The organism is Janthinobacterium sp. PSPC3-1 (genome assembly GCF_049896105.1).
GTDB lineage: Bacteria > Pseudomonadota > Gammaproteobacteria > Burkholderiales > Burkholderiaceae_D > Janthinobacterium.
Genome location: NZ_JAFCTQ010000076.1, coordinates 1 through 6,028 on the forward strand (window position 1 = coordinate 1; position 6,028 = coordinate 6,028).

Consider the following 6,028-nt stretch of genomic DNA (forward strand, 5'->3'; position numbering starts at 1 on the left):
GACAAAGCGTTGTGTTTGTCAGCTGCGAAGAAGGAAGAGTATGAAGCATTTCGCTAAATCCGTCAACACCTTCTTTTCTACTACATCGCCGTTTCCGGTGATCCTCAACTGCCGCATTTGACTGCGTCTCATTGGGGAGGCGAACTATAGCAAAGCCTCCCCATGGCGGCAAGCTTTATTTCAGCAATGCCGCCACCGCCATGCCCATATCCGTCGTGCTGGCCTTGCCGCCCATGTCCGGGGTGCGCGGACCATGTTCCAGCACCTGCTCGATGGCATGCAGTACCGCATCATGTGCGGCCGTGTAATTGGCGTCCCCATTGCCCAAAAAATCCAGCATCATGGCGCCCGACCAGATCATGCCGATCGGGTTGGCGATATTCTGACCATAGATATCGGGCGCGGAACCATGCACTGGTTCGAACACGGACGGAAAGGTGCGCTCGGGGTTGATATTGGCCGATGGCGCAATCGCGATGGTGCCGGTGCAGGCCGGGCCCAGGTCGGACAGGATATCGCCAAACAGGTTGGACGCCACCACCACGTCAAAACGCTCGGGACTCAGTACAAAGCGCGCCGCCAGGATGTCGATATGGTATTTGTCCCAGCGCACTTCGGGAAATTGTGGCGCCATGGTTTCCACCCGTTCATCCCAGTACGGCATGCTGATGGCGATACCGTTCGACTTGGTGGCCGACGTCAGGTGTTTTTTGGGACGACTTTGCGCCAGCTCGAACGCATATTTCAGGATACGGTCAACGCCCTTGCGGGTAAATACGGATTCCTGCAGCACGGTCTCGCGTTCGGTGCCCTCGAACATGCGCCCGCCCAGGGACGAATATTCGCCTTCCGTATTTTCACGCACCACATAGAAATCGATATCGCCCGGCTTCTTGTTGGCCAGTGGGCAAGGCACGCCCGGCATCAGGCGTACGGGGCGCAAGTTCACGTATTCGTCGAACTCGCGGCGAAATTTCAATAACGATCCCCACAGCGAAATATGGTCGGGCACTTTATCGGGCCAGCCGACGGCGCCAAAATAGATGGCGTCAAAATCCTTCAATTGCTCGAACCAGTCCGACGGCATCATCTGGCCGTGCTCCAGGTAATAGTCGCAATTGGCCCAGGCCATGGTGGTGAACTGCAAATCGATATGGAAGCGGCGCGCGGCCGCTTCCATGACACGCAAGCCTTCGGGCATGACTTCGTTACCGATGCCGTCGCCGGCGATGACTGCAATTTTATGGGTGGCCATGGTCTCTTCCTGTGTGGGATACGATGCGATGATGATACTAGGGCCGCAACAGAATACAATCAGCGCACTCACAACCCAAGTAGCCACGTTTCGTGGACAATCGATGAAACATACTCCTTTGCTGGAAGACTTGCGCCTGTTCTGCCTGGTCGCCCATAAAACCAGTTTTGCCGCCACGGCGCTGGAACTTGGTATCTCGAAGGCAGTCGTCAGCAAGCGCATCGGCATGCTGGAAGCGGCCTTGCAAGCAAAATTGCTGCACCGGACCACGCGCCGGGTCAGCATCACCGACCATGGCGAAATCGTGCGACAGTGGGCCCAGCGCATCCTCGACGACGTCGAACAGATGGGAGAAGCGGTGACGCAATCGAAATTGCAGCCGCAAGGCATCTTGCGGATCTGCTCGAGTTCAGGCTTTGGCCGCAACCGGCTGGGGCCGGCCCTGTCGCAGCTGGCGCGCCAGTATCCGAAACTGAAAGTGCAGCTGGAATTGCTCGACCGCCCCGTCGATTTATTGGGCGAAGGTTTCGATCTCGATATCCGCGTGGGCGTGGTGCATGAGCCGGACCTGATCGCGCACCGCATCGCCAGCAATATCCGCGTGCTGTGCGCGGCGCCGGCTTACCTGGAAGAGCACGGCATGCCGGCCACACTGATGGAGCTGCGCGCACATCAATGCATCGTGATCCGCGAACGCGATCAGGATGGACGGCGCTGGAAACTGCTGGGTCCGCAAGGTGCGGAAACGGTGAAGGTAGATGGGCAACTGTCCGCCAATAATGGCGAACTGGTCCATCAATGGGCGCTCGACGGCCACGGCATCATCCTGCGCTCGGCATGGGATGTCGAACACAGCCTGGCGCAGGGCCGCTTGATACGCGTGCTGCCCAGCTACCGGCAGGAGGCCGATGTGTGGGCGGTGACGACATCGCGCCTGTCGAACTCGGCCAAGGTCAGGGTCTGCGTGCAGTTCCTGCAACAATGGCTGCAGGAAAAACCCTGAGCCTTACACCAGGCGCGGCACATCCGGATACAGCTTGGCCAGGGTGTCGCCGGCAATCGCCGTGATGGTGGGAGCAAGGCGCGCCGCTGCTTGCTCGGGCGACTTGTCACGGCGCAGCTCTTTCCACGCTTCCAGCAAGGCGTTCTCATGGCGCGCCACCGCCTGCTCGACTTCATCCTGCCAGAAGGCTGGCGCTTCGCTTTCGACAAAATTGCCGCGGCCACGGCCAAAATGCGCCACCGCCAGGTAGCGCAAGATACCGGCCACCACCAGGGTGCGCAAGAAGGCGTCGGTAAATTGCATGGTCGGATGGTTGCGGTCGGTACCGGAATTGAAGCCCCAGGCGGCGCCGGCAAACGTCAGCGCGCCGACCACGCCACCGAGCAGGGCGCCCGCGCCCATGCTCAAGCCACCGGAAATCAGATCGGCCGACAAGCCCGTCGCCGCGCCGGATACCATCGCGCCCAGCAAACCGGCCTGGGCCTTGTCGATCGGCGCGCGCACGGCAAAGTTGTCGCGCACGCGGGTATTAATCTTGTGCGCATCGGTAGGGTCGAGCTTGTGCAGGATCAGCAGTTCGCGCGTGGTTACGCCGCTATGCAGATTGAGCCGCGCCACCAGGGCGGCCATCGCGCGTTCTTGGCGTTGCTGTTCTTCATTCTTGCCGATGCCAACCACCTGCAAGGCCGATCTCAGCAGCCCTTTGGACGCCGTATCGAGCGCCTCGCTGTCCTGCGCCGACACTGCCAGCTGCGACGACAGCAACTGCATCGCCTGCTGGAAACGGGCCTTGTTTTGCGCCTGCCAGCTGGCAAACAAGCGCGCATAGCCCGCCTGCTGTGTAGCGGGCAGCAGCTTGCCAACGGCTTCGTAAAATACGCGCTCATGGACCCAGCAGCGGGCAAAGGCATCGAGCGCCAGGACCTCGCGCACGATCGGATATTGCCGCAGGTGTTCGCGCCAGCGCGCCTGCTCACTGTGCTCGGCATTGCCGGCACGGGGCGGCCCCATCTGGTTCAGCAGGACCACTACGGGTTTGCCCAGCCATTCCAGGATCTTCATTTCCGCCGGCAGATAGCCCGCGTCTTTCGGATGTTCCGATGAATTAACCAGATACAACACCACATCGGCCGCATCCCTGGCCGTGCGCAGCGCTTGCTGGCTGAGCCAGAATGGCCGGTCGCGGTAGCGGTCGATCACTTCGCGCAGGAACCAGCCGATGGGATTGCCGGCCTGGCCCAGGCGTTTCAATAATCGTACCGAGTCGCCAAAGCCGGGCGTATCCCACAGTTGCAGCGCATCGCCTTCCGGCGTGGCCAGCAAGGTATGCGATTCGGCAAATACCGTCACATGGGCGGCATCGCGCACTTCGCCGATATCCACGCCCACCAGGGTGCGCGCCAGGGTCGTCTTGCCGTTATTCGTATGCGAAATCAGGGCAAACTGGATCTGCACCGCATCGCCCTGCACTTGCTTCTCTACATTTACACTCATGCTGCTGCCGATAGTTTCAGCCCCACTCCCGCATCAAGGGGGTGCAGGGCGGGATTGAGCAAATTGACCACCGTGGCCGTGGTCTGATGGAACTGGCAGAACTGCTGCCACAAGGCGACTCTTTCGGCGCGGCGGGGATCGTTTTCCGGCACCACTCCCGCATGCTCCAGGTAAGACGATTCATCGATCAGCACGGCGATGCCGCGCGTGGACGATTGCGCCAGGTACGTCAGGAAAGCGCCGTGATTTTCCTTTTCCGGCGTGGCTGTCAGGTTGAACAGCACGGCCGTGATATTGACTTGCGCGTCATTCAGGTCGGTATCGCGCAGCACCTCCTTCGGCTCCTCGCCATACGAGGTCGACGGACGCAGCATCACGCGGCCCTGCTCGCCAAACAGCATGGTGGCGATCTGCCCCAGCCCCTTGTGGCGCGTTTCGTCGACGGTAAAGCTGTAAGGCAGCACGCGCAGCAGGCCGCCGGTCGACACGCCGATGCTGTCATTGAGTTTGCGGAAGTAAGGCTGATCGAGATCGAGCGGAAATTTTTTCGCCAGTTGCACCGCGCGCAGATTAGCGACCACGGCCAGGATTACACGCGGCAGCACCACCAGCAGGAAGATCGTCGCCGCATACAAGTGCACCCAGCGCGCGCCGCCTTCGGCCGCCGTGGTTTGCGGGAAACGCAGCGCTTCGATCTCGGCCAGCGAAAAACCCTGCAGCGGAAATACGGCGATGGCTGGCGCAAACAAGGTCGACAGCAGGCTGTGCACCTGGCCGGCACCAAGGAAAGTGCTTTCCCAGCCGGCCGCATATTGTGACAAAAAGCCGCGCGCATACAGGGAAGCGACGGCGCCGATGGCAAACAGGGCGGCACTCAAATGGATGGTGCGGCCGAGGCGGGCGGACGTCAGCTTGCGGCTCAGATGGCCCCATTCCACCGAAAAATTCAGCAAGCCCGTCGCCAGCACATGGGGTAGCTTGCGCGGCATCGACAATTTACCCACGCTCAGATGGCGTACCAGGCCGGCCTTGGGCCAGCCCAAGGGATGGGAAGGAATGAACAGCCAGATGAAGAGGCCGATATACACCAGCAAATTCCAGGCGATGATCAGCAGCAGCGGCGCGGACAATAAATCCACGCGGTGCGGATCGGTAATGCGATCGAGGCCGGCGCCCAGCAGCAAGGCCAGGACAGGCAAAGTCAGCGACAGCGTCTTCATGCCATTGCGGCGCTTGGCGAATGCGGCAAACGCGGGCGTGCGCTCGGTCAGGCGTTTCAAGATCTGTTCGGAGCGCTGCTGCAGGAAATCGTCACCCGTCACATCCGCATGCTTGCCCGACGCCTGCCACTGGGCCAGTTCGCGTGCACTGCGGCTTGCATACATGCGGTCATCTTCGCTGAGGATTTCCTTTTGCTGATCCGCCGTTTCGATAGCGCGTACCAGCACCACATCTCTCGCAATTAACTCGTTCATGTTGCTCCTGTTTTTGTAGAAAACGACAACTCGACAGGGTGATTGTGACGTACTTTTGCGTTTCAAGCCAACGCGTCGTCCGATTTGAGCACGCGATACAGCAGATAGACCAGATAAGACGCGATCCAGGCAGACCACAGTGCCGGCGTAAAGGACGGGCTTGCCAGTCCTTGCTGCCAGGAACCCTCGACCAAGCCGCACAGCAGGACAATGCCAAACACCAGGCTGGCCGCGCGCCGTTGCTCAGGCAGCCAGAACAGGCACGCCGCCAGCAGCCACCAGGGAAAGCCATCGCCAGCTTCTACATCGTTGAAGAAGAATACGGTTTTGGTGCACAAGGGCACGAGCACAGCCGAGCAAGCCAGCACGCGCAAGGCAATGCGGCGCGATGCGCGCAATCCCAATGGACGCAAGGCATCCCAGAGCGCCACGAGGACGGCGGCGGCGGAGAGCAATACGCCCATCAGCACAATGGCGGGATCGGCAGGGACTGCGGCGGAAGGCTGGGACATCATGCCGTCCTGGGCACCCCAGACAATCAATATGCCCGAGATCATCAAGATGGTATCGGGACCTGCGGGGGTTTTAAGGAGTTTCAGCTTGGCCAGCATGGCGGATAGGCTCCGGATCGGATGGAATAAGGCCATCGTACAGAGCCAAGATGAAGAAAACATGACGGGTTTTTTGGCGATGGCCGCAAACCCTTGAGACGAAAAAAAACCCCACCATTTCTGGCGGGGTTTTTTTCTACTGCGTATAACAAGCCTGACGATAACCTACTTTCACACTGGTTGCAGCACT

5 protein-coding genes are annotated in these 6,028 nt (G+C 60.2%); 1 reads left to right on the forward strand and 4 read right to left on the reverse strand.

Translation table 11 applies throughout. The features are described 5' to 3' along the window. Positions 1-175: 175 nt before the first annotated feature. Positions 176-1,255, reverse strand: coding sequence for a tartrate dehydrogenase (locus ACP7B7_RS31380; protein WP_426079324.1), 1,080 nt, complete (start codon positions 1,253-1,255; stop codon positions 176-178). Positions 1,256-1,358: 103 nt separating this feature from the next. On the opposite strand from ACP7B7_RS31380, the gene ACP7B7_RS31385 reads away from it, so the two are divergent. After that, positions 1,359-2,258 (forward strand): LysR family transcriptional regulator, encoded by a 900-nt coding sequence (locus tag ACP7B7_RS31385; protein ID WP_426079325.1) that lies wholly within the window; start codon positions 1,359-1,361, stop codon positions 2,256-2,258. 3 nt (positions 2,259-2,261) lie between these two features. Here the strand turns inward: ACP7B7_RS31385 and ACP7B7_RS31390 are convergent, their stop codons facing one another. From ACP7B7_RS31390 to ACP7B7_RS31400, 3 genes are all read right to left on the reverse strand, one after another. Further along, the gene (locus ACP7B7_RS31390) at positions 2,262-3,752 is read right to left on the reverse strand and encodes a DUF3482 domain-containing protein (RefSeq protein WP_426079326.1); all 1,491 of its coding nucleotides are present in this window, start codon (positions 3,750-3,752) and stop codon (positions 2,262-2,264) included. Next, positions 3,749-5,227 (reverse strand): DUF2868 domain-containing protein, encoded by a 1,479-nt coding sequence (locus tag ACP7B7_RS31395; protein ID WP_426079327.1) that lies wholly within the window; start codon positions 5,225-5,227, stop codon positions 3,749-3,751. The genes ACP7B7_RS31390 and ACP7B7_RS31395 overlap by 4 nt, the downstream gene beginning before the upstream one ends. 62 nt (positions 5,228-5,289) lie before the next feature. Further along, positions 5,290-5,838 (reverse strand): hypothetical protein, encoded by a 549-nt coding sequence (locus ACP7B7_RS31400; protein WP_426079328.1) that lies wholly within the window; start codon positions 5,836-5,838, stop codon positions 5,290-5,292. Between the last annotated feature and the right edge of the window lie 190 nt (positions 5,839-6,028).

Bases quoted from the DNA above. Each gene is read 5' to 3' on its own strand.
- ACP7B7_RS31380 (WP_426079324.1), bottom strand. From the start codon at position 1,255: ATGGCCACCCATAAAATTGCAGTCATCGCCGGCGACGGCATCGGTAAC.
- ACP7B7_RS31385 (WP_426079325.1), top strand. From the start codon at position 1,359: ATGAAACATACTCCTTTGCTGGAAGACTTGCGCCTGTTCTGCCTGGTC.
- ACP7B7_RS31390 (WP_426079326.1), bottom strand. From the start codon at position 3,752: ATGAGTGTAAATGTAGAGAAGCAAGTGCAGGGCGATGCGGTGCAGATC.
- ACP7B7_RS31395 (WP_426079327.1), bottom strand. From the start codon at position 5,227: ATGAACGAGTTAATTGCGAGAGATGTGGTGCTGGTACGCGCTATCGAA.
- ACP7B7_RS31400 (WP_426079328.1), bottom strand. From the start codon at position 5,838: ATGCTGGCCAAGCTGAAACTCCTTAAAACCCCCGCAGGTCCCGATACC.